We start from the raw sequence: 22,125 nt of genomic DNA, 5'->3' as shown, positions 1-22,125 counted from the left end.
CTTTACGGCAGCCGCACCACCCGGTAAAACCGGCCGACATCGGTCATCTCCACCGGGGATTCCATCCACCCCGGGCCGGCTGCCCATAACTCCTCCCAAGAAGTCCACCGCTCCAGATCCGTGGAGACCTCCAGGCGATACCGCTGTCCCGCCCCGCTCCACCACCGCAACCAACTTTTCCCCCCGCGGACATCCCACGTCAGACGCGGCGGCAGGAACGGATTGGCAAAGACCGTCCATACCGGCAGATGATCCGACGCCAGCGCCGAGTCGCCCAGCTCGACCCCCACCGGCCGCGGCCACTCGCGATCCGACCGAAAAACGCCACTTGCCACCACGTTCGACACCAGCAACCCGCTCGGTAAGACATAATCAAATCGGTAGCTCAGTGACGCCTGCCGACTCGACCACGTCCGGTCATCCCCGGTCACCGGTTGCACCGGTGTCAGTAACCGAAGCCCCGTTCCCTCCCCCACCAGGATTCGCACCGCGCCCCGTTCCCCCGGCCTGGGTCGGTTCACGTCCTCATTGCAATCGCCCGCCAGCAGGTATGCCCGCCCCCGTCTTCGGGTTGGCCATTCCCCGGCAAAGAAATTCGAGATTGCCAGTGCCTCCGCCGCGCGCCGCGCCGCGCTTTCCCCATCGGTCCCCGCCTTTAAATGCACCGTAAAAACATGCACCGGCTCCCCATGGCCGGGTACCACCACTTCCGCTTCCAACAGCTCCCGCGTGAACACCCCCACATGGCCCCAGGCATCCAGGGGAGCACGGCGCAGCCACGAACGCACCGCTCGCACCGGCAAGCCGCTCGCCACGGCCAGCCGCAACGCACCATCTGTGCGCGCCCCGACCACCACGGTCGCTTCCGGCCACCAACTCTTCACCCAGTTGGTCATGGCGGTTTCCCATCCCTCCGGCACCTCCTGAAAACTCACCACGGTCGGCTTCAGATGACGCAACACGCGCACCACCGCTTCCAGCTGCGCATGCGTCGGCGTCCAGTTGGTCATGCCGAATCCCGACAGGTTCCAGGTCAGCACGCCCCATTGCGCCAACGTGGGGATTCCCCACACCCGCACCGAATCCATCGCCACCCAACCGTTCGGGTCATACGCGTGCTGCGAGCTGGCCCCCACGTACGCCGCCGCTCCCCGTCCCGTCGCGGTCGCTTCGAATTCACTCACCAACCGCAACGCCAACCAGGGATTGTCCGCCGTCCTTGGCATTCCCCGCAAATCCACCCGCACCCCCTGAAGCCAGGCCCCCGCAGCGGCGACCACCACGGGCCCGTCCACCCAGGATCGGCCATCGATGGAATACTGCACGCGCCAATACCGACTCGCCCCGGCCGAAACATGGAAATCCCACTCCAACCGCACCGGTTGCCACCCCGTGGCATTCAAGCGCAGTTCGATCCCATGCTGCTTGTTCCCCGCGCCTTGCGACGGCCAGTTCCCCAACCGCCAGGCACTGTCGTCGGCTGTCGCCGGGTCCGCGGAACCCTGCCCGGACCCGAACCAGCCCCACACCCCGCCCACCTGCGCCACCTGTCCCCAGCCCTTCGCAGGCGCCACCGTGCCCGTCGCTTCGTTCCCGTCCGGCAGCTCACTGTTGAAGTCCCAGGCGACCATTTCCATCTCCGGACCCTGCGCCGACAGCAGCCCCGGGCTGATCCCAGGGACGATCCACGCCCCGGCCAGCCACAGCCCGACTCGAAATCCGCTTCGAAATGCCCGCGATTCACGCATCGCTGTTCGGTCTCTCCGTTCTCGTCCGCCTGAAAGCAGACAACGACTAAATCCACTGGCTGCCCTCTGCAACTCCGCCGCAGCCCACATCTCCACTGGGGCTTGTCCCGCTCCACCTGCCCCGGCCCCGCGCCTGCGATCCCCCGCGGGCGTGACGCCTCGCCCGACGCTCACCTTTCGCGCCCCCCTTCTCTCGCTTCGCCCGCGCCCTTGTGGAAGCCCTTCGACCTTCCCCACGGGTCCGCTCTTCCTCCCACCAACACCGGCTCGTCCTCCCACTGCGGGCCCGATGACAACGCAAAACAGTCCACTGCTGCATTGACTCTTCCCCATCCTCTGATACGCTCCGGCACGTTTCTTGCGGAGGTGTCCTGACGCAAGCAAAACTTGATCAACGAACATTGAGGATTGGGAACGATTTATGGCTAAAGCACCGAAGTACGTGTACCTGTTCGGCAACGGCAAGGCAGACGGCGACGGCTCGATGAAGGCGCTGCTCGGCGGCAAGGGCGCCAACCTCGCCGAGATGGCCCGCATCGGATTGCCCGTGCCCCCCGGCTTCACCATCACCACCGAGGTCTGCACCTACTACTACGCCCACAAGAAAACCTATCCCAAAGACCTGGAACCCCAGGTCCGAGCCGGCATGGCCCACATTGAAAAGATCATGGGCACCAAGTTCGGCGACACCAAAGCGCTGCCGCTGCTGGTGAGCGTCCGCTCCGGGGCCCGCGACTCCATGCCCGGCATGATGGACACGATTCTGAACCTCGGCCTCAATGACCAGACCGTCCACGCGCTGGCCCGCGCCACGAACAATGAGCGGTTCGCCTGGGACTGCTACCGCCGTTTTGTTCAAATGTATGGCGACGTCGTCATGGGCGTGCAAAAGCGCTCCGGCGAAGACCACGAGCCCTTTGAAAGCGTCTTGCACCAGCTCAAGCACGAACGCTACGGCGCCGACATCGAAGATACCAAACTCACGGTCGACGACCTGAAGGAACTGGTCAACCGGTTCAAGGCCCTCATCAAAGAGCGCACCGGGGGCAAGGAGTTCCCACAGGATCCCTGGAAACAACTTTGGGGCGCCATTGGAGCCGTCTTCGGTTCCTGGATGAACGATCGCGCCATCGTCTACCGCCGCAAATACAACATCCCCCACGACTGGGGCACGGCGGTCAACGTGCAAGCCATGGTCTACGGCAACACCGGCGAACGCTCCGGCTCCGGCGTCGCCTTCACGCGGAACCCCGCCAACGGCGAAAAGGAATTCTACGGCGAGTTTCTCATCAACGCCCAGGGCGAAGACGTCGTCGCCGGCATCCGCACCCCGGAACCGGTCGTCGAACTCAAGAAACACCTGCCCGAAGCCTACAAGGAGCTGGAACGCATCCGCACCATCCTCGAAAAGCATTTCAAGGACGTGCAGGACTTCGAGTTCACCATCCAGGACGGCAAGGTCTTCATGCTTCAGACCCGCAATGGCAAGCGGACCGCCCTGGCCGCCCTCAAGTTCTCCATCGACATGGTCAAAGAGAAACTGATCGACTGGAAGACGGCCATCCGTCGCAACCCTGCCGATCAGTTCGATCAGCTCCTGGCCCCGATTTTCGATGCCAACGCCGAAAAGGCCGCGGAGGTCATCGCCACCGGCCTGCCCGCCGGCCCCGGGGCCGCTTCCGGCAAGATGTATCTCAGCTGGGAACGCGCCGTGGCCGCTGCCCAAAAAGGGGAAAAAGTGCTCTTGGTCCGCAACGAAACCACCCCGGAGGACCTGCGCGGGATGATCGCCGCCGAGGGCATCCTCACCGCCAAGGGCGGCGTCAGTTCGCATGCCGCCCTGGTGGCCCGACAAATGGGGAAGGTCTGTGTTTGCGGCGCCAGCGCGCTCCAACTGGACTATGAAGCCCGCACGCTTACCGTCAACGGCCGGGTCTTCAAGGAGGGCGACTGGCTCTCCATCAACGGAACCCTCGGCAACGTCTATGCCGGTCAAATCCCCACCGCGCCCTCGGAGATCGTCCAGGTCCTCATCAACAAAACCCTCGATCCCAAGGCCAGCAAGACCTATCAAATGTTCAAAACCCTCATGGATTGGTGCAGCAAGGTCACACGCCTGGAGGTGCGCACCAACGCCGATACGCCCGAGCAAACCGAAAATGCCCTGGCCTTCGGCGCCACCGGCATCGGCCTCTGCCGCACCGAACACATGTTCTTCGAGGGCAACCGCATCGACGCCATGCGCGAAATGATCCTCGCCGACAACGTCGAGGACCGCAAAAAGGCGCTGGCCAAGCTCCTGCCCTATCAAAAACAGGACTTCATCGGCATCTTCAAGGCCCTCAAGGGCTATCCGGCAACCATCCGGTTCCTGGACCCGCCGCTGCATGAGTTCCTGCCGCACGAGGAAGCCGCCCAGGAGGACCTCGCCAAAAAGATGGGCGTGCCGGTCGAAAAAATCCGCCAGCGCGTCAAGGAACTCCACGAGTTCAATCCCATGCTCGGCTTCCGCGGTTGTCGCCTCGGGATCGTCTATCCGGAGATCTCCGAAATGCAGGCCCGCGCCGTCTTCGAAGCCGCGGCCGAGGTGCAGAAACAGGGCATCAAGGTCCGACCCGAGATCATGATCCCCTTGGTCGGTTTCAAGAAGGAACTCGACCTGCAGGTGGACGTCGTCCACCGCGTGGCCCAGGAGGTCATGAAGGAGCAGAAGGTCAAGATCAACTACCTGGTGGGCACCATGATCGAAGTGCCCCGCGGCGCACTGACCGCGGACGAAATCGCGCAAACCGCGCAATTCTTCAGCTTCGGCACCAACGACCTCACCCAGACCTGCCTGGGCATGAGCCGCGACGATTCCGCCTCGTTCCTGCCCACCTACACCGAGCTGGAGATCTGCCGAAAGAATCCCTTCGCCACGATCGACCAGAACGGTGTGGGTCAGCTCATGAAGATCGCCGTCGAAAAAGGCCGTGCCACCCGGCCGGACATCAAACTGGGCATCTGTGGCGAGCACGGCGGCGACCCCGATTCGGTGAAGTTCTGTCACCGCATCGGCCTGACCTACGTCAGTTGCTCGCCCTTCCGCGTGCCCGTGGCGCGCCTGGCCGCCGCCCAGGCCGCCCTGGAAGAAGAAGCGGAGCAGGCCGCCACCAAGAAAGCCGCACGCAAGAAATAGCCACAGCCTCAGGGGGCCGTCTCCACACGGCCTCCTAACGATCTACGACGAGCCGCTCCGGCCTGCACCGGAGCGGCTCCTTCATTTCGAGCGCAGCCCCTGCACGGCCAGGTCGGAGCCCACACCACAATGAGTGGGGCCCGCTTGGGACGTCCCGAACTCCCCCGGGCACACCCCGGGCGGGGCCAATGCCCTGCGCCATGCAGAGCCCCTGCCCGCCACGGGCTTGACCGCTCAAGCGTTCGTGCCCCACCGCAGAATCCCCCTCACCTCCGCACACTCCACATCCTCAGCGGGGCGCTCCCGAAACCCAGGGCACCGATGGTCCCCAAGTACGTCCGTACAGACACACCCGACTCCAAGCCGGCCGGAGAACCGAAGCACGCTGCCATCCGCACGCACCATGAGCAAAGGTCCGCCCCCCGGAGAGGCAGACCCGTACCTCTCGACGTGCCGGGCCGGTTGCCTTCTGCGCACGCTCCCGGATTGCACCCGGCACGGCGACACCCTAAACCCGTGCGCGCTTGCGCAAAAACCTTGTCGGTTCCGATGCCCCGGGACAAATTCCACCCCGGCGGCGCGGGGGCACCGCCCTGGGCGGGTCGCCCGAGGTCCCGGTTGGAAACCCACGCGGCCAGGCCCACGGGAGGCCCGGCCGGCCCGCGCCATGCGCAAAAACGCTCATTGGGAAGACCAAACCATGAAACGAGTCGGTGTGTTTGTCGATGTTCAAAACGTGTATCTTACCACGCAGGCGCTCTACGGACAGGGCCGAATCAACTTCGCCACGCTGCGCGACTACCTGCTCCGGAGCACCGACGGCGTCGTTACTTTGACGGCCTTCACCTGCTTCGACCCCGAAAGCGACGGGCAACGCTCGTTTCGCAATGCCCTCGGCCTCATGGGCTATCGCGTGATTTCCAAGCCGCTGCGTCGCCTCCCCGACGGCACCATCAAGGCCAACATGGACCTGGACATGGCGGTCGAAATCCTCACGCAGGCTGACTACCTCGACGAAGTGGTGCTGATCACGGGAGATGGCGATTTCAAAGCCATCGTGGATGCCCTTTGCCTCAAGGGGAAAATCGTCAAGATCATCGGACCCGACCGCATGACCTCCCCGGAGCTGATCCAGGCATCCCATCAGTACCTGAACCTGCATCGCATCGAAGGCATCCTCCAGACCGACACCAACCACGCGAGCCGGTCCGCCCCGGCGGAGAGCGAAGCGTCAAAGTCAGAGTAACCTGGCCGACGCGCCCGGTCCGCCATGCGAGCCTCGACATTCACCGGGTTGAAGGCGGGAACCGAGGAGGTGTCTCTCCCCCTGCGCCGCCCACCCCGTCCTCGAGCCCGACGTCGCTCCATGAGGGCGCATTTCCGTTTTTCAGCCCGGATCCAGAATCCCGGAGAATGGCTCGGTTCCGGCGGCTTACCCTTGCCAAGGACACCCAGAATCCCGCCAGGCTTTCAGGAGTATGGAAAACCTGAAACTCGCGGAACAGCGGGCCCATGGCGCCGGGGCCTGCCTGGGCCAACGTTCCCAAAGACGATGGCTCAAATCAGTCCCTGCAGCTTCATTCCCTCCGAACGCATCAAGCTCGGGGAGGTTTCACAGCCCCGGCGCAGGGGGTGCTTGCCCCAACGGGCCCCGAATTGCATGAGCCCAAGGCAGCGCCCTGGGTAACCAGATTGCCTCGATCCCGGGGGAAGGATTGCGCCTCCAGCACGCTGTACAGCTGCCCCATGGGTACCAAGCCCAGGGCACACCCTGGGTACCCGGATTACCGCCATTTCCCCGCCCACGAAGGGCGGCCTTCGTCGTGGCCCGCCCGGGCCTCGCGGTGAGGTCAACGGTTGCGCCCTATCAAGCCGCAGTGGACTTACAAGAGAGAATTCCCTGGGCGTCACCCGGGCGGGTGAGTGGGAGCCGCCTTCAGCGCGGGACTGGGCCCGTGCGATCCGTGGGCCGCGGAGGCGTTCCAGTGTTCAAGCCCCGGGACCGCGGATCCCGGGGAAGTCCGCTTGTCTGCCGCCCTTCCCGTGCCGAGGTGTCGCGAACTTACGCCGGGCGTTCGGGAGTACCCAAAAACCGGAGAAGTGCGCCCGTTTCACCGGCCACAGCGGCTGCCGCTTCACCTCATCGGGGACCGGCGGGCAGGACCGCAGGCCGCCAACCGTCCGGCCCTGCCAACACTCGTTCCGGCGTCAACAACGTCGCTTCGTCCCCGCCCAATTCCCGCGCCCACGGCACCCGCCCGGAACGATCCGCTCCCGGCCCGCGATTCCCATACTCCGCGTAGCGCGCGGTCGCTTCCCGCGATGGATCCCCCCAATTGTGCCATCCTTCGGGCCGAACCACCGCACTCAGATCACAGTGCAGAAACACCGTCATGGCATGGGGACGCCAGGGCCGTCCCAGGTAGGTCTTCACGCCCGGTTCCCCCGTAACCCGACAGCGACGGAAAATCAGCCCGTGGGTTTGCCACGGCGGAGTGGAGGCGGCCGTGATGTACCCATCCCGCAGGCAATGAATGTGACAGTTTTCGAAATAAGCGGTCGCCCCGCCGAAAATGAAGTCCACATGCCCTTCAATGTAACAATCTTCGAAGTAATGCCGGCCGCGATTCAGCAGGATCGTATCCTGCCAACCGAGGAATCGACACCGCCGGAACCGGACCCGGTCACCATCCACCCGCAGTGCCAGCGCCTGCCCCACGGGCCCGGCCGTGTTCGCGATGGTCAGGTTCTCCACCTCGAACCCATCGCCATCCACGTGGAGCGTGGCTGTCCGAAATGTCCCCAGGCGCCGCCCGTCCACATCCGGCATGTTGGCGTGCAGTCCCGCACTGAGAACGGTTGTCGCGGCGTCCTCGCCAACCAATCGGAGGTAACCCCGTTCCCGTTGTACATAAACCCGTTCCCTGTAAGTCCCCGGCTTGACCAGAATCACCCACCGACGGTCCGGCCCGCGATAGGGCGCCGCATAAATGGCTTCCTCGATGCTGCGGTAATCCCCGCTGCCATCCAACGCCACCACGGCATCCGGACGCAAGTTGTCCCTCCCGGGTTCGCCCGCTTCACCCTCAGACGGCCGCGTCAAACCCACAATGGCCAGAACCGTCCAAACCACCTGCCTCATAAGGACCTCGGCGCACCAGCGCGCAAAAACTTTTCCGGACTCCGATATTCCGATTCGCTCACAACGCACCCGTGTCTGTGGCCCAAGCCCACCCCCTTGTGCTGTCCGCGCATCGGGCCCTTGCCGGCGAAGCATCCTTCGGAAACCGCGTGGCATTGGAAGAAGGGTGCCCCGCGAACCTGGGGGAGATACCGGACTCAACGAGCGGAAACCGATGCTCCCGACACAGTCGAACCCGTCAAGCGCGCGCCGGGAATCTTGAAGGTGTAGGCATACCGGCAGGGCGCCTCTTCCGGGCCCAGTGGGGGCGTCTCAATGATCAGATGGTTCCCCTCCCGCAGGCTCTTCAGGACCCCGGGGACTCCCAACATCGTGACCTCTGTCTGTGCCGGCACGTCAACGTCCCGTAACACCAGGCGGCGGCCCGGCCAGCCGGCCGTAATCGCATACAACGTGTCGCCTTTCCGGGTGAAAAACACCTGCTTGACCGCCTGTCCGTCCGGGCGCGGCTGTTGTCCCACCTGCTCCATCAGTTTGTACTCCACATTGTAGTCCCCGTACTTCTGCTCCGGAATCCGGCCCTCCGTCCACTGGGCCGCGCGGCCGGCAAACCGCGTCCCGTAGATGGCCTCCCCATTGACCCGAAGCCAATCGCCCACCTCCAACAGCCGCTGCTGCATGATCACCGGAATGCGTCCGTCCCCTGTCGGTCCCACATTGAGCAACAGATTCCCACCACGGCTCACGGTATCGCACAAGAGCAGGATCAATTCCCGGGCCGACCGGTAATCCTCGGCCGTCTCGATCCGGTTCCACCCATACGAGTATGCCATGCCACGATTTTCCTCCCAGGGATGATCCGCACCTGGCAGGCCCGCGGCGTATTCGGTCGTGTAGTATCCCCCGTGTTTGTGTCGTGTCTCTTTCCCCCAACGATCGTTCACCGCCACTTCGTCACGCACGGGTGAGTCGTTGAACAGCCAGGCGAGAAACTCCTCCGATTTCCATTCCTTCGAAGTCATTTCCCACTCGCCGTCGCTGAAGAGGATGGCCGGCCTGTACCGCAGCACCACGTCCCTGAGCTGGGGCATCATGTGCTCGTTCACGTACCGGGTCCGATCCGTCCGCCACAACGGGTTGAACCACTCGTACAGGGAATAGTAAAACCCGAAACGCAGTCCCCGGCGGCGCACTGCCTCCGCCAGGTCCCCGAGCAGATCACGACGCGGTCCCGTATCCACAGCGTTCCAGGGCCGGCCCCAGGTTCGGCTCGCCTCCGCACTGGGCCAGAGACAAAACCCATCATGATGTTTTGAGGTCGGCACGACATAACGTGCCCCGGACCTCGCAAACAGGTCCGCCCACTGATCCGGGTCGAAATGCTCACATCGAAAGAGCCGCGCAAAGTCTGCGTACTCGAAGTCCTCGCCCCAAACCCGTTTGTGATACTCCCACCACGGGTTGTTCTCCCCCTTCTTCGCCATTCGATGCCAATACCACTCCGCGTACTGACCTTTCACGCCCCATCCGGGCACGGAATACACGCCCCAGTGAATGAAAATCCCAAACTTTGCATCGCGGAACCATTCCGGCGTGGGGCGGCGATCCAGAGATTCCCACCGCGGTTCGTAGCGGACCGGGGTCGCGCTCTGGGCTCGAAGGCTCCAGGTAACCATCGCCAGCCCTGCGATCCCGTGGCAAAGCCAAAACGCCATCCGGTTCATGTCCCTCTTCTACCGGGGCCGGATGGCCGCCGTCGAGATCAAAGGCCTTCGCCCCACCTGACACCGCGGTTCCACGGGATCGGCTCCCTCCATGGTACGCTCGCCGAGCAACCCGTGCCTCTTGGCAAGGGCCGCCCGACACCAGCCACGCTGTCCAGAGCTTTATACGCTCCTGCCACCACCGCCGGTTCATCGCCCGGCTTGCGCAACAGAAACTCGCCAAGATGAGTCAGGTGGCCACCGTTGCAGAGAGCCGAAGAACGGGGAGGCCCGGACAAACACGGCGCCGTCTCCGCAGACCGGAAAAGCCGCTCGTGAAATGGCCGGCCCCTGCGCCGTACCCCCCCTTGCTGCCCGACCCTGACCTGTCCCGGCCCTCGAGCACCGCCAGGCCCGGGCCGGACTGAACCGCGGCAAAGCCCGGGGTTGCCAGCCCCCAAAGCGCCCCTATAGTGCCGTTCATGCAAAAGCTGGCGCCACAAACCTGGCTGAAGCTCGTGCTCCTGACATGGGCCGTCCTTACGACCCAAGCGCAGGCGCAAATCCTGAAAGTCCTCCCCCAGTACCTCGACGCCCAGGGGCGAGCGGCCCTGTCTCCCAGCCTGTTTGATCGCGACGCCTACCAGGCCGAGCTCCGTCGCAACCCATCACTCCGCAACACCATGCGGTTCCAAATCCTCTGGAAGCCCGTCGCCCCCGATCCAGGGCCCTTGCGCCTCCAACTTGAACTTCGAGGCTGGTCCACCGCCGGCAGTCCACGGGAACTGACGCTGCAACAGGCCGTGCCGGCCGGCTCGACCCGCCGACGCTGGACCTCGATTCGGCTCACGCCCGACCAGTACCGGCAGCTCGGCGACGTCACCGCCTGGCGCGTGAGCCTCTGGTCGGGTCCGGCCCTGTTGGCGGAGCAAAAATCCTTTTTGTGGACGGACCGTACCCCTCGTTAGGCCGCGCGGCACCCGCTTCCACCACGCAGCCGGGCCGGTCCCGGACATTCCCCCCTTCTTTCGCGTAAATTGCGCCCGACTGCGCAGAAGCTCGAACGTTTTCCGAGCTCCTCTACCCCGCCCTTGGCATCGAACCTTGAAATCCCCTCATTCGGCCACTTCAGCGTTTCGCCTCCGCAGCCGCTACCGGCCGCTCGTCCTTGCGCCGGGGGTCCGCCCCCGCCATGTTGGCCCCGATGAAGCCACTGCAAAGTTTGGTGTTTGCGCTGATCATCGTGGGGCTGTTCAGCCTCGGGCTCTGGCTCGGTTCCCGTCACCCGGAATGGTTCGGCGTACCCACGGGGCCGCGCATCCAGACCAGTGCTGCCATCCTCCAGCAGGTTCAATCCCTCGCCCAACTGGTCACCGTCCGCTACGTGATGGAGAAGGCCGTGGTGGCCGAAGATGTCAAATGGTACGGCCAGAACCGATTGCTTCTTCTGGCCCACGGCGTGGTCAAAGCGGGCTTCGATCTCGCTCGGATGGAACCCGGGGACATTGCGGTGGAGGGAGACCGCCTCACGCTGTGGCTGCCGCCCCCACGCGTGACGGATGCCTACCTCGACGAAGCCCGGACCCGCGTCATCGACCGTGACACCGGCCTGCTCCGGCGCTTCGACAAAGAGCTGGAACAAACTGCACGCCAAACGGCGCTGCGGGAAATTCGTTTGGCCGCGCACGAAGCCGGGATCCTCCGCGACGCCGAGGAACACGCCCGCCAACAACTACGCCGCTTCTTCGAACTGGCCGGCTTTCGCGAGGTCCAGATCCACATCCGACGGCCCGACCGGGACAACTGAAAGCCCCCCTCGAAGCGTTAACGGGGTCGCGTGCGCCGTGTAGCCACCGGCCCGGCCGGATCAGGGATTCGCTCTACCCCGGCAATGCGCCGAATGGGCACCGGCCACCCTGAAGCCTCATTCGGCTCGTGCTGCATCTCCACCACCAGGCGACGCCGACGGATTCCCACCGGCAGATCCGCCGGCCAGGTCAATCCGGGAAACCCGACGCCGCGCAACGAGGCCGCCTCGGGCCGGCGATCTGCAATCGCCTGGTAACATCGAATCTCTTGCAGAAACGTGGCCAGATGCAGCTTCGTCGCCATAAGTCCAACCACCCAGAGGCAGGACGCATGCCATGCACCGCTGCGGCGCAACGGCAGCGGCCCGCCCGCAGGTGCGGGCTCTCGCATTGCCTGCACTGCCGCCTCTCCCGAGCGGTTTCTGTCGGTGCGGGCAACTCCGTGCCCATGGTCTCGCGACGTCTGCTGTCCGGCTCGTGGACAGTCGCTGCCCAAATTCCACCCTCCCGTACAACGTAGCTGCCGACGACAGTCGGCAGATCGATGCCCTCCCCGGGCTATCCCACCAGAGTGGCTTCGATCGGGAACGGCAATCCGCATTCTCATCCCCGCAACAGCGCTCCATAGCACCGGCCACCAAAAACCCACGAACCCCTGACAGGTCCACGGCGGTCGGCAGCCCTCAATCCAGTCGCCGCCGGCGGAAGTCGGCGGAGTTCAAGCCCTGCTTGACCAGGTGATCGCAGTGTCGGCTTCCGTAGCCGCCGACGGGAGTTGGCGGACGAAAGTCGACGGAGAATCCTTCCCGAGACCGTTCGTCACTTTCCCGGCCCCCCTGCCCAACAGCCGCCGAAGGCCAAAAAACGCACTGCTGTGGTAGGCAAAGCTGCTGCTTTAGGGACGGACTCGACGTGAAAAGACCCCTGGCACGCGCTGGAACCGTCAAACCGGGCCGTCACCCACTGGGCCGGCAGGACACCAAACCTTTCCAGCCTCTCCGCGAAGATTGCCGCGCTGATTTCCGGCTCGACCGCTGCCGCCCGCTCTCGAACCTCGCGCGGTCACCCGCGCCCAGCCGGACAGAATCGCATCTCGAGCGAACCACTCTCGATGTCCGTTCTTCGACTGTCCGGCTCCGACTGGGACACGGCTGCTTTCCCGTAGCGGGGGCTTGACAGGAGAGAGAGAGACTCAGGTCCGTGACCAAGCGGCAAGCCATTGGTGCCATGAGCGGTCAGGCGCGGGCATGCGCCATGCCAATGCCCCTCGCACGCAAGGTCGGCCACATTTCCTGCGCCAACCCAGGGTTCTCAGCGATTCTGCAGTGCACTTCTGCTCCCGAATGCGCCCATTGGCCGCCCTGCAAACCGCGTCTCCTTTCGACAGGTTCGCCGCTGGCTTGCGACCTCTTCCACGGCGCCTTCCTTGTGCAATTGGAGCGACAGGTCCTCAGGACGGGTTTTTGTGCATTCCCTCCATGGCCACGCCCGCTGCGCCATTCGGCTTCGGTTCCGGGAGCATCCGGAGGTGCCCATGACGCGATCTTCTGTATTTCGAAATCTGCCTCACCTGCTGGCAGCAGCCATTCTGTTCTTCTTCGCAGCGTCCCATGCGGCAACGCTCTTTGTCCCCTCGGTCGAGGACGGCCTGCGGAATCTTGTCTTCCCGTTCCTCACAAACCGGCAGGTGTACCTCTTCGCAGCAGCCCTTCAACTGGCCTGTGCATGGATCTCTATCCGGTGGCGCGGGCAGAAGCTCCCCAGCGCGATTCTCCTGGCCTTGGTCGGCACCATGCTCTGGTATCGCTGGGCTCTGATCTGGAACGGCTATGTGGAATCCTGTGGATGCCTCGGCGTGTTGCCGCGGCTGTTCCCCGTGGGTCGCCAGCTGGATCGTCTGATTCCCTCCGTTGCCCTGGCGCTGATGGTCCTTTGCGCGCTCCCCGCCTTGTTCAGGCAGGGCGAAGAGCACTCCTCCCGCGCAAGCCACGCGCCTCTCAGCCCGTCAGGACATGGATAGGCCCGCAGAGCCGTGGCATCTTTCCAAGGCCCTCGTCAGGATTCCCTGACTCCAGCCACCGGGGGAAGATCAATGGCCGCACCAGGTTGCTCTCCGCTTGCCGCCCAGGGCCACATCGACATTCCGCCGCCCCATGTTCGATCGCCGTCCCGCAGACCCGGCCCGGGCCGAACACGCCATTCGCCAGGGCCCGCGTTACGACGCCTTCCTCCGCCCCGGCCCGGTCACGCTCAGGACCGGGCCCTGCTGTCCGTTACGGTCCAGCTCGATCCCCTGAGCCATGGGCGGCCACACTTCGCCCACCACCCGCAGTGGGGCACCTCAGTCCTGCTTTCAGAATCCTTCAGCCGCTCGAGCCTGCGTGCCGCAAACGCCCTCGGCCCGATTGTCGAGCGTCTCCGAGAGACCCTCTGTGCGCCCGGCCGACGGGTGCCAACCTTTGGCGGTCCGGGCTGCCCCGGGTACGGGTGTGCCCGGGAGAGCAGTGCGGACCGCCATGTTCCCAACCCCAGATCCCAACGAAGGAGGAACCCCTATGAAATCGAGACTGGCAAGCCTGATCCTGGCCCTGTCGCTGACCCTTCCCTGGGTCGCCCTGCAACTGCTGGCCCAGCCACCCCACGCGCAAAGCGACCAGCAGTGCGAGGTGAACGAGGACGAAGACGGATGCAAGGAGCAAGGTAAGGACTGCACGGTGAAAACTACAAACGACGGTACCTGTCAAACGGTGAGCAACACTCTAAAGCCGTGTAAATGCGACCGCCGCCAGACCCGGCTGCTGTGACACCCACGTCACGGCAATTGTGATCGCGGTTGCCGCAACCGAACCGCGACACACCTCCATCAGCGCCCGTCGGGTCTGCTCGGGTCCGGCGGGCCCTTCTTCGATTCGCACCGCTACAATGACAGGCTTGAGCTCCTCCGCAGCCCAATGTAGCGTTGAGCCATGCTTGCTCCCGGCCGCGTCGCTTCTGCCGCTCCCATCCAACTCCCGCCGCTTATGACCTCGGCCAGGGCTTGTTTCCGCCGCGTCTCTGCGTCTGCTGCCGCTGCGACGCGGCTTTGCGCCTGTTCTGCTGCAAAAGAAGAGGTTGCCAAGGGCACCTCCGGCCACCGTCGCCGTAAGGAAAAAAGGCATCTCCGCCTCTGCGTCTCGATATTGTGGACGTCGATCAGCCTTTCGTGCGCTCTCGGGGGGTTCGCCGAAACGATTCACGTCACCGGATTGATTGAGAGGCGCCAGTTCAATCTAGAGACCGGTGCCGAGTACAAGGAGTCGTATCGGCTGATTCATTTTAGCGTCCTGTTCGGTGACCCATACTGGCAGGTGCAGGGCACCAATCTGCACATGCCTGATCACTGGTTATCCGTGTGTCACGACGGAACCAATACGTATGCCTTCTACCCTCCAGTATTGGAGGACGACAAACTCCGCGGTGCGTCCCTCCCCTCCCGCGCGATGATTTACACGGGCTCGTGGTGGCTGTTACATTACATCCTGAATGAACGGATGCAGATCTACCCCGCATGGATATCGCTTACTGCCTCCGGCCCGATTCCCTCAGGCCCGACAAACAGGGGCGAATCGTAACACTGCCGATCCACGGGGGTCGCGATGGGCTGCCAGTAAACCGCAGCGAGGTCGTCCCGGCGAAGGATCGCCGATTCATCGATGTCTTGCGTGTCATTCGCGATCGATCCCTCGATCGACCCCCGAAAGAATGGATGTTGCTCCCCCACTATAACACTCCGCGGACCTTGCAGGAGTACAACTGGTTCCTGGAGGACATCGAGTTTGTCCACGGCCTGCCAGATGGATTGGTACGCAGCGAGTTCGTTTGCATGGAGCGGCAGCAGTATCGGGGCTGGTCGATTCCGGTTCGTTGCGTCATGGACCACTACTTGAGTTCCGTACCGGGCAAGCTCTGGAGACGGGTGACAGTCCTGGCGACCAACGTGCAATGGTCGGCCGAGGGGTTCGACCCCGTGCCCCGGCCGTCGGAGCCGGTGGAGGTGGCCGACTACCGCTACCGCCGCTTCGAACGCAAACGCCTCTTCCTCCACGCCACTTACACCCTCCAGCCGGGTCAACCCTGGCCCACCGATCGCGATCCCGAACTGCTGGCGCAGGCCGAGCATTACATTCGCCACGGCCCCCGTTATGACGCCTTCCTCCGCCCCGGCCCGCGTCACTACCTGGCCTGGACTCTCTTCCTCGCCCTGGTCGTCCTGCCCACCCTCCTCTGGACCCTGAAGCTTCGAAAAACAGGGCTCCCCCGATCCGCCGGCCACCGGAGTCAATCCTCATGAACCACGGCCTGGAACTGCGATTCGAGCACTCTTATGGTCATCTCAACGCGAATCCGCCGGTGCCCCCAAAAGGCCACCGCTTCTGCCGCAGCCGGGCCGGCTGCCTGCCGTCCGACGATTCATCTCGAGGGCACAGGCAGGGTCATCCAGCGTGCACGCCCTACGAGACCCGCTACCCCTGGCATACCGCTGCCGAGAAGCCTGCTGAGAGCCATCACAGGCGGGGAGGCGTTCTCGCGGTCGCCATGTCCAACGCGCGGTTTCCGGGGGTGTGCTGAGCCCTGTCCGGCCGTGGACCGATACACGCGCACCGACACACGGGGCCCGGTGAGACGACGCAACAGCAACCGCGCCGACCGCATGGGCCAGCACGGGCGGGCGGGGATGTCCGCGCCCGCAGCCGCCTACGTTGACAATTCCTCTGCTCTGATCCGATGAGCCCGGTCGACCCAGCGCCCGGCGCCGGGTCCCGGCAGGGTTCGTTTCGAGCCGTGAGCGGGTTAATCGCTCTTGGCCTCGTGGCCGCGCTGCCGCTGCTCTTCCTGGGTTTCCCGCCGCGGGGACATGACAGCATCCATCACGCCCGCTGGTGCTCGAATTTCGCAAGCCAGGTTTGGTCCGGGGAGCCGTATCCCCGCTGGTTGTCCCAGGTCAACTTTGGGTTCGGCAGCCCTGCCTTTTTCTATTACCCGCCCCTCGGGCACTGGGTCGCAGCCGCTTTGTGCCCCCTGTTCGCCGGCCCCCGGCAGGTCTGGATGAGCCTGGGATGGGCTGCGGCCTTGGCGCTCCTGCTCTCCGGGGTTACTGCCTGGGTCTGCTTCTCGAAAATGGCAAGGCCCGGCCGGGCATGGTTGGCTTCGGCATTGTACATGCTGGGTCCCTACCATTTGGCTCTCGGTTTGTACGAGCGTGCCGCCTACGCCGAGTTTTGGACGTACGTATGGATGCCGCTCATTGTGCGCGGGATATGGGGGTTTCGGGCGAAGGAGCCCTCCGCATGGGGCTGGGCAATCACCGGTTTTACCGGCCTGTTCCTGTCGCACCTTCCCACGACGGTTACCTTCACGCCATTGGCCCTCTTGCTGGCCCTGGGGCACGGCTGGGCCGCATTGGGACGCACGCTGCTGGCGCTCACCGGTGCAGTGATGTTGGCGGCCGTTTACCTTTTGCCGTGCTTTGCGTACTTGGGCTTTGTGAACACCGGCTCGATGCGGTGCGGTCTGCACGAGACCTTCCTTTTTCCGAATCTATCCCTGACCCAACCCTTGGCAGGGCCGGACGCCTTCAGTATCCGCGTCTTCATGGTATTTCTCGGATTCCTTTTGACCCTTGTTTGCCACCATCTCCGGTGGCTGAGCTCGTGGGCATCCCGGGACCGCCCGGCCGCCGCACCGCACTGGCTGTGGCTCGGTTGGCTGGTCACGTTCCTGATGCTGCCCTTGAGTCGTCCGATCTACAGCGCTCTGTGGCCCTTGCAGATGATTCAGTTCACATGGCGCTTCCTCGCCCCCGCCAGTCTGATATGGGCCGCATTGATTGCGAACGGCAGAGGGGACCCCAGGGAACCCAGGCTCGGCCGTGTATGTGATGGCGTGGGACTGCTGAGCGCCCTGGTGACGCTGGTCCTCGTGAGCGGAGGAGTAATCCCGGACACTGCGTCCCAATATGCCCGGGGTCCGTCTCATCCACCGGAACCCCTTCGCACGTTGTTGGATGCCCGGGAATACCTTCCGGGCCTGGCCAGCCCGTGGGTGGCCCGCGATGCCATGGGTGACCGCTTGGTGGTTCCACAGTCCTCCGAAGCTGCGGTGTCCATCCAGGGATGGAAAGCGCGCCATCTCCAGTTCACCGTAAACACTCCCGGGGCCACAACCCTATGGGTCCGACAGCTTTATTACCCGGGCTGGCGCGCGTGGCGTGACAACACTTTGGAACTCAAGGCGGACGGTTCCGGCCCGGGCGGCGCGATCGCCGTGGAACTGCCGCCCGGAAACTACCGCGTGGATCTCAGGCTCACCGCCCTGTTGCCGGAACGCCTCGGAGGATGGATCTCGGTTTTCACCCTTGCGGGACTGGCATTTCTGGCCATTGGGCGCGTACGCCTGAAGTCGCCGGAGTTTCAGACACATTCCGGTGCGCAGCCGACCGGTGGCCCTTCATCTCCTTGCCAACCCGTATGATCAGGTCCGCAGTTGCAGATACCCCGGGAAATCACTCGTGCGACGCTCCCCATGCCGCACCGCAAGGCAACTCCACTATCCGGAGGTTATGGATGCCATGCGACAACGAGGCGCCAAGCCTGAACACGGTTCCCCAACGCATCACTGCCCCGCCCGTGGCGGCGGACGTCGTTGCCGTGGACGATGGATTCTCGGACGCCGCCTGGGAGATTCTCCTGCACCGGGCTGAGCAGGATGCCCGTGTTCAGACCTTGCGGCAGGACAAAAACCGCGCCAATGGGGCAGCGACCCGTACTGCCCTGGCTGCCCTCTCGGCGCCCGTCGTTGTGATTCAGGACGCCGATCTCGAGTATGACCCCACTGATTGGCCCTTGTTGCTTCAGCCCGTCCTGGCAGTCGCGCCGCCATGGTCCATGGGAGCCGCTTTGCGGCAGCTACCCGGCCCAGTACGCCGCTGTGGCATCGCTGGCAGAAATCGGGTCGTACCACGCGCCGCCAATCACATTACGGGCCTCCGACTCACTGACGTGGCAACCTGCTAAGAGGCTTCCCGTCGCGACCTATTGCTGAGTTTCCCCCTGGGAGAGGAACGTTTTGGTTTCTGTCCGGAGGAGACCGCCAAACTGGCGCGATCCGGAATCCCGATGCTGGAACTTCCCATTCAGTATGGCCACCGCGGCTGCGCCGGAGGCAAGAAGCTCAGGTGACAAGAGGGCCGGGCGGCTCTCCGATGCCTGTGGGTAATACTCCCGCATCCCTTGACGCCAAAACTTCGGCCCCCTCGTTCAAAAGCACCCCAGCAAGAGCTCAGCCGGGCCACTTCGTCTCCCGAAACCGCTTCGTCCAGGGCCTAGCAACCGGCTCGGCGACAAGAAGCGCCGGTCTTCGATTCAGGGGGCATTCTGACCACGGCGAGCCTGACCAAAACGAAGCTCGGAACCAACCCTGCGCCAGCGTCCAGGCTCTCCGGGCTGCAGAAGTCGACTCGCCTTCCTGACCATCGGCCTTATCCTGTGTGCCGCGAGGTCTCTGCCGGGAAATCGCGTCAAAGCATGGCACCTGTCGAACCAACGACCGAAAAAACGGCCATGCCTGCAGCGCCCGGCCGTCGGACACTCGGATGGATCCTCTTGCTGCAGGCGATGGTTTACTCCGCCGGCGTTTTGGTGTTCACGGGACTGGTACAGAGCGGAGGCCGTTGGTATTCCTATCAGCCGGAGTACCGGGCTCAGGTGGCGGCGTTGCTTGCCGGCCGATTGGCCCTGAGTCATGATCCCTCCGCCCTGCGGTTCGATCACTGTTGGCCCCAGGGAGGCGTTCATCAGGTCTGGGGCCTCGGGGTTCCTCTATGGTTGCTACCCTTCGAAGTCCTGGCTCGCGCGATGGGCTTCGCGCCGTTTCCCGACCTGGCGGCGTTCGGAATCGCGCTCGGCCTGGCCGCCTGGTGTTTACTCTTCTCCCTCCTCCACGAAATCCTTGTCCGCCCACCCGTTGTCCCGGCCCACGAGGCGCCCACACCGGTTCTGCAGCCGAGAGCCCTCTGGCTCTGCTGGACAGGGTTGGCCGCCGCATTGGCCCTGTTTTTCCCTCCGTTTTTGCGGTTGCTGCGCACGCGCTTCCAGGTTTACGAGCAAGCCATTGCGTACGAGTACATCGCCGGGCTCGTATTGCTGGCTCTATTGATCCGCCTGGCCGGCCGGCCGACTCCTTCGCGATGGTGGGCCCTGTGTGGATGGGCCGGGGTGGGAGGATGGATCCGCCCCACCCTTGTCCTTCACGGGATCGCCGCAGTGCTTACCGGTTTGTGGCTCCTGGCAAACCATCGCGGACCGGAATGCGCCGGGGCTGAAGGGCGCACCGCTCGCACGCGGGCTCTCTCGCCGGTGCGACATCCCATCATCACGGGCTTGTTGCTCTTTGTGCTGGGAGGAGCAGGTCTCTACGTGACCAACGCGTTGCGCTTCGGAGACGGATTCGAGTTCGGTCACAGGCTCAATATCCAGAGCTTGTACGGGTCCCTGTATGCAACGCGATTCGACCATCCGTTTGCCACCGAACCCCTTCCGTCCGCGGCTCGAGAGCTTTTCGGGCTCTTGTTCCTCGAAAAGCGGCTGACGTGGGATTGGTACGCCACGAACCTGTTTCCGGGTCAGTCCAGCACGGTCCGATGGCGGGAGATCGGCCTTCCCACGTATGATCCGACCTATCTCGTGCTCTTGCTGTCGGGTTGGGGCGCAGCACTGGCCCTTGCGACGCGTCGGGATCGGCACCGCAACGGGCACGGTCCCTTTCATGCCGCAGATCCTCCCCCGGCAGTCCGGCAGGCGATCGCCGGGCTGGGAGTGTATTCGGGAATTGCAACGTTTCTCCTGACCGCGTTCTATCTGCGCAACTGCGTCATCGCCACGCGTTACATGCTGGACTTCATGCCCGCGTTCGCCGCCGGGATGATGGCCGGTTGGCTGGTCGTTGGACTCGCCTGCGACCGGGTTCCTTCGGCCTCCATGCGCGTGACGCTGCTGGGCACAGCCGGCATCGCCCTGGTAGCCTGGCTCGCATGGCAATCTCGTGCCATGCACCAGATTTACGGCGAGCCACGGCCCCAAACGCGGGCCGAAGCCATCGCATCGCTACAAAAGCACCTGGCCACTCAACCGGTCGCGCTACCGCCGAATGGTCGTTACACGAATCCCGAGGAACCCAGGGCCACCGGGATCCCGTTCAATGGCGCAGGTTGGGAGCGCAATCCCGAGGGCATGCTCATGCCCTGCGTGATCCTCTTCGTGGACTCACCTCACCTGCTGGAATTGGAATTGGAGGAGATCAGCGAGGCACCGATCCCGGCAGATCCGCATGCGATCCGCGCCAGGGTCGGGTTGGAGATGCTGAAGCGGGAATCGGTCGAGCGCACCGAGCGCGGTTGGCGGATTCGATTTGCGGCCCCTCGCCGGCGTTGTTACCAGGAGGGCATCCAGCCGGTTTTCCTGGCCACGGTGCCGCGAAGCTTTCTGGCCGCCCAAGAAGGACTCCCCTGGCGCCTACACCAGGTCCGCTGGCGTTAACCGGCCCTGAAACGGCCTGCTTCTCAGAAAAGCAGGTCCTCCAAATCGGCTCGAGAAAGGCGTGCGTCACCCAAAACCTGCGTGGCCCCTACGCGCGGCTTCCGCCACGGCTGCTGCCCATGGCTTTACTCGGGGCGGAGTTGACGAGAGAGCCCGGTCCAATTCGGACAACGGAACAAGGTAGCCCACCGACGGAAGTCGGCGAATTTGAAGCAAGCCGGCTGGCAATCGGGATCGCCGGATCGATCCATGGTCCTGCGCTTACTGCAGCGACTGCCCCCGAAGCCAGGGTCTGTATTCGAATTCCCGGTCTTCCGGCCGATGGCGGCGACGACCGAGCCGCCATCCACCCAGCCGCCCGACGGAACTCGGCGGAAGCTCGCCCCACAACTATTCACTGCGTGTCCCTGGTGGCTGCCGTCATACTCCCCACGGAAGTCGGCGAAGCCCCCGGGCCCGGTCGCGTCACAGCGTTTCGACGACAGCCACCGAATTGGCGGCTCAGGGCGCACAGGAACCGCCGAAGATCCACAGAAAACCCCGCGGGAGGCGAAGGTACCGCCAACAAGCGCCGCCAACCTGAAAAATCTGCCCGCTGGCGTTGATCCCTGTAAGACCGGTCCACATAACCAGAGCCGCCGGAAGCGCAGCATTCTTCACAACCTATCGAGCCGTTCGCGAAGCTGACCTTCAAAGCAAGCTCAGGCACGCCACGCCGCGCCTCCGCACGGACAGGCCACTGCCCCCAAGATCGGCTGGGATGTCTGCACTCAGGCTCAGGCCGACCGTGCGGGCTTTGGTCGCCTTTGCAGTGAGTGAGAGCGCCGGCTCGGATGCACGCAGTATTGAATCGGCGCTCTGAGTTCATGACCCAGCACCCCCTTGAGGCCGGGATCATGAAAAACGGCCTTGTGGAACGATGGCGGTTTCGCGGCTCCGCTCAAGCCCGCGCAATGCGATGCAGTTTTGCAAGC

15 protein-coding genes are annotated in these 22,125 nt (G+C 64.1%); 11 read left to right on the top strand and 4 right to left on the bottom strand.

Translation table 11 applies throughout. The features are described from left to right. Nucleotides 1-2: 2 nt before the first annotated feature. Complete coding sequence (locus tag ACPDIT_RS13105; protein ID WP_423444182.1) at nt 3-1,748, bottom strand: endonuclease/exonuclease/phosphatase family protein; 1,746 nt, start codon at nt 1,746-1,748, stop codon at nt 3-5. A gap of 421 nt (nt 1,749-2,169) precedes the next feature. On the opposite strand from ACPDIT_RS13105, the gene ppdK reads away from it, so the two are divergent. Together ppdK and ACPDIT_RS13095 are read left to right on the top strand one after the other, a co-directional pair. Then, nucleotides 2,170-4,926, top strand: a complete 2,757-nt coding sequence (gene ppdK, locus ACPDIT_RS13100; RefSeq protein WP_423444181.1) for a pyruvate, phosphate dikinase — start codon at nt 2,170-2,172, stop codon at nt 4,924-4,926. A gap of 700 nt (nt 4,927-5,626) precedes the next feature. Then, nucleotides 5,627-6,172, top strand: a complete 546-nt coding sequence (locus tag ACPDIT_RS13095) for an NYN domain-containing protein (RefSeq protein ID WP_423444179.1) — start codon at nt 5,627-5,629, stop codon at nt 6,170-6,172. Between the two features lie 894 nt (nt 6,173-7,066). Here ACPDIT_RS13095 and ACPDIT_RS13090 read toward each other — a convergent pair. Next, a complete protein-coding gene (locus tag ACPDIT_RS13090; protein WP_423444177.1) occupies nt 7,067-8,068 on the bottom strand; it encodes a pectinesterase family protein in 1,002 nt (333 codons plus the stop codon). Nucleotides 8,069-8,265: 197 nt separating this feature from the next. Next, nucleotides 8,266-9,792, bottom strand: a complete 1,527-nt coding sequence (locus ACPDIT_RS13085; protein WP_423444175.1) for an alpha-L-fucosidase — start codon at nt 9,790-9,792, stop codon at nt 8,266-8,268. 461 nt (nt 9,793-10,253) lie between these two features. On the opposite strand from ACPDIT_RS13085, the gene ACPDIT_RS13080 reads away from it, so the two are divergent. Then, a complete protein-coding gene (locus ACPDIT_RS13080) occupies nt 10,254-10,739 on the top strand; it encodes a hypothetical protein (protein WP_423444173.1) in 486 nt (161 codons plus the stop codon). A gap of 236 nt (nt 10,740-10,975) precedes the next feature. After that, nucleotides 10,976-11,578, top strand: coding sequence for a DUF4230 domain-containing protein (locus ACPDIT_RS13075; RefSeq protein ID WP_423444172.1), 603 nt, complete (start codon nt 10,976-10,978; stop codon nt 11,576-11,578). A gap of 17 nt (nt 11,579-11,595) precedes the next feature. Here the strand turns inward: ACPDIT_RS13075 and ACPDIT_RS13070 are convergent, their stop codons facing one another. Beyond that, entirely contained in the window at nt 11,596-11,883 is a 288-nt protein-coding gene (locus ACPDIT_RS13070) for a hypothetical protein (protein ID WP_423444170.1), read from the bottom strand. Between the two features lie 1,230 nt (nt 11,884-13,113). Here ACPDIT_RS13070 and ACPDIT_RS13065 point away from each other — a divergent pair. The 7 genes from ACPDIT_RS13065 (at nt 13,114) to ACPDIT_RS13035 (ending at nt 21,151) form a co-directional block, all read left to right on the top strand. Beyond that, nucleotides 13,114-13,599 carry a hypothetical protein gene (locus ACPDIT_RS13065; RefSeq protein WP_423444169.1) on the top strand — a complete coding sequence of 162 codons (486 nt, stop codon included), beginning with the start codon at nt 13,114-13,116 and terminating at the stop codon, nt 13,597-13,599. Nucleotides 13,600-14,134: 535 nt separating this feature from the next. Then, nucleotides 14,135-14,383: a hypothetical protein gene (locus ACPDIT_RS13060; protein ID WP_423444167.1), complete on the top strand. Its 249-nt coding sequence runs from the start codon at nt 14,135-14,137 to the stop codon at nt 14,381-14,383. Nucleotides 14,384-14,947: 564 nt separating this feature from the next. Then, the gene (locus ACPDIT_RS13055; RefSeq protein WP_423444166.1) at nt 14,948-15,190 is read left to right on the top strand and encodes a hypothetical protein; all 243 of its coding nucleotides are present in this window, start codon (nt 14,948-14,950) and stop codon (nt 15,188-15,190) included. A 134-nt stretch (nt 15,191-15,324) separates the two neighbouring features. After that, nucleotides 15,325-15,909, top strand: a complete 585-nt coding sequence (locus ACPDIT_RS13050) for a hypothetical protein (protein WP_423444164.1) — start codon at nt 15,325-15,327, stop codon at nt 15,907-15,909. Between the two features lie 491 nt (nt 15,910-16,400). Beyond that, on the top strand, nt 16,401-18,089 hold the full coding sequence (locus ACPDIT_RS13045; protein ID WP_423444162.1) for a hypothetical protein: 1,689 nt from the start codon (nt 16,401-16,403) through the stop codon (nt 18,087-18,089). 92 nt (nt 18,090-18,181) lie between these two features. Then, the gene (locus ACPDIT_RS13040) at nt 18,182-18,631 is read left to right on the top strand and encodes a glycosyltransferase (protein ID WP_423444160.1); all 450 of its coding nucleotides are present in this window, start codon (nt 18,182-18,184) and stop codon (nt 18,629-18,631) included. Nucleotides 18,632-19,177: 546 nt separating this feature from the next. After that, nucleotides 19,178-21,151: a hypothetical protein gene (locus ACPDIT_RS13035; protein ID WP_423444159.1), complete on the top strand. Its 1,974-nt coding sequence runs from the start codon at nt 19,178-19,180 to the stop codon at nt 21,149-21,151. Nucleotides 21,152-22,125: the final 974 nt, after the last annotated feature.

Origin of the sequence: Limisphaera sp. VF-2, assembly GCF_049537125.1 — a bacterium.
Classification (GTDB): Bacteria; Verrucomicrobiota; Verrucomicrobiia; order Limisphaerales; family Limisphaeraceae; genus Limisphaera.
Note: the sequence above shows the minus strand (reverse complement) of the source record. Positions and strands in the feature narration are given on the sequence as shown.

What these genes read in the sequence shown, in the direction of transcription:
- ACPDIT_RS13105 (WP_423444182.1), bottom strand. Translation starts at nt 1,748, where the DNA reads ATGCGTGAATCGCGGGCATTTCGAAGCGGATTTCGAGTCGGGCTGTGG.
- ppdK (WP_423444181.1), top strand. Translation starts at nt 2,170, where the DNA reads ATGGCTAAAGCACCGAAGTACGTGTACCTGTTCGGCAACGGCAAGGCA.
- ACPDIT_RS13095 (WP_423444179.1), top strand. Translation starts at nt 5,627, where the DNA reads ATGAAACGAGTCGGTGTGTTTGTCGATGTTCAAAACGTGTATCTTACC.
- ACPDIT_RS13090 (WP_423444177.1), bottom strand. Translation starts at nt 8,068, where the DNA reads ATGAGGCAGGTGGTTTGGACGGTTCTGGCCATTGTGGGTTTGACGCGG.
- ACPDIT_RS13085 (WP_423444175.1), bottom strand. Translation starts at nt 9,792, where the DNA reads ATGAACCGGATGGCGTTTTGGCTTTGCCACGGGATCGCAGGGCTGGCG.
- ACPDIT_RS13080 (WP_423444173.1), top strand. Translation starts at nt 10,254, where the DNA reads ATGCAAAAGCTGGCGCCACAAACCTGGCTGAAGCTCGTGCTCCTGACA.
- ACPDIT_RS13075 (WP_423444172.1), top strand. Translation starts at nt 10,976, where the DNA reads ATGAAGCCACTGCAAAGTTTGGTGTTTGCGCTGATCATCGTGGGGCTG.
- ACPDIT_RS13070 (WP_423444170.1), bottom strand. Translation starts at nt 11,883, where the DNA reads ATGGCGACGAAGCTGCATCTGGCCACGTTTCTGCAAGAGATTCGATGT.
- ACPDIT_RS13065 (WP_423444169.1), top strand. Translation starts at nt 13,114, where the DNA reads ATGACGCGATCTTCTGTATTTCGAAATCTGCCTCACCTGCTGGCAGCA.
- ACPDIT_RS13060 (WP_423444167.1), top strand. Translation starts at nt 14,135, where the DNA reads ATGAAATCGAGACTGGCAAGCCTGATCCTGGCCCTGTCGCTGACCCTT.
- ACPDIT_RS13055 (WP_423444166.1), top strand. Translation starts at nt 14,948, where the DNA reads ATGCCTGATCACTGGTTATCCGTGTGTCACGACGGAACCAATACGTAT.
- ACPDIT_RS13050 (WP_423444164.1), top strand. Translation starts at nt 15,325, where the DNA reads ATGTTGCTCCCCCACTATAACACTCCGCGGACCTTGCAGGAGTACAAC.
- ACPDIT_RS13040 (WP_423444160.1), top strand. Translation starts at nt 18,182, where the DNA reads ATGCCATGCGACAACGAGGCGCCAAGCCTGAACACGGTTCCCCAACGC.
- ACPDIT_RS13035 (WP_423444159.1), top strand. Translation starts at nt 19,178, where the DNA reads ATGCCTGCAGCGCCCGGCCGTCGGACACTCGGATGGATCCTCTTGCTG.